General features: G+C 41.4%; 1 protein-coding gene. It reads right to left on the minus strand.

Annotated elements, in window-relative coordinates:
- Window positions 1–130: 130 nt before the first annotated feature.
- A complete protein-coding gene (locus ACTQ50_RS19635; RefSeq protein WP_441485560.1) occupies window positions 131–967 on the minus strand; it encodes a transposase in 837 nt (278 codons plus the stop codon).
- Between the last annotated feature and the right edge of the window lie 266 nt (window positions 968–1233).

A 1233-nucleotide genomic window follows, 5' to 3' on the forward strand; every position in this document is an offset into this window, starting at 1 on the left:
AAGAACTGCATTAACTACTTTTTTTAATTCATTCATCTCAATACTCCTTTCTGCCACGGAAAACTGCCGTGGTCAGAATTAGGATATCAATTGAGAGAACAAAGAAAAATGTTATCAGTAAAAAATAACTCTAAAAATGTCTAGTTGCTAGTGTTTTCTGAAGAATATTTGCAGAATTGCCGATAACACTTTTTCGCCGATAACCTTTCGGCTTCCTTGCGGGTGGTGGAAGGACAATCGTCTCATAGAAGTCTTCCAGGTCCGCAAATGTAGACTGCAGGATAAGCTCATCCTTTGTGTGCTTGATTACTGCAGTTTTCAGGTTATCCGGTACAAAATACCTGGCAACAGCACCATAAAAAGAAACTGCATGTGCACAGCCTTCTATAAAACATGGAAGTTTTTCATTTAGAAAAGCTTCTGCATAGATCAGGCTGCTTACTCCAAGAGTAGTCGCAAAGATGTGGACCTTTTTGATCTCGCCTGTTCCGGTGTCTGTTAAAAGTTCCGGCTGATCGCCGACCCAGTCGATGTACATCTTTTCACCAGGGATTCGGTTTACAGCCATCGATACCTTCTGACCACCATAGTTTTCAGTTATAAAACGGTTGAAGTATTCGTAAAACTGTGACTTTTCATAACCGTCAGGATTCTTTTCTTTATAATCCAGCCAGCAGAATGAAATGTTCATGCGGCTTCCTGGGTCATGGATTCTGTCATAATAATACTGAAAATCCGGAAGAGGGGCATCTTTTCTCTGCAGATTTTTCTGCGGATAGAAAAGGTTCTCGACTTCCTTAGGTGCCATCATCCGAAGTTCCTCGATTGGGATGCCTCCGGCATGATATCGGCTCATGATAAGGTTTAATGTTCCTGAGCCAATCTTATAGCGATCCATAACGGACCTTGTCTGGCATCCATTCAGACGCATCTGAATGGCACCAATAATCGTGTTGTAGTCTTGCATAGTTATGCCTCCTTTCGCAATCATTTGATGACTACGAAAGAACTATAACACGTTGAAAACTTGTTGATCAGTTGAAGCGGAAACGCGCTCAGTTACATCCGGAAAGCCTGATCAGTTTATAGCGGAATACATGATCAGATGAGCCGGAATTTGCAAATGCGTTGTTTTCGCATATTTGCTGATAACGCCAATCGTCTAAACCAATTAAATATGTTATAAGCAAGCGCGTGTACCTGAAGTCTGTTTGCATTTACGATTCTGGTATG

Source organism: Blautia sp. Sow4_E7, from assembly GCF_052116245.1.
In the GTDB taxonomy this organism is placed as follows: Bacteria; Bacillota; Clostridia; order Lachnospirales; family Lachnospiraceae; genus Blautia_A.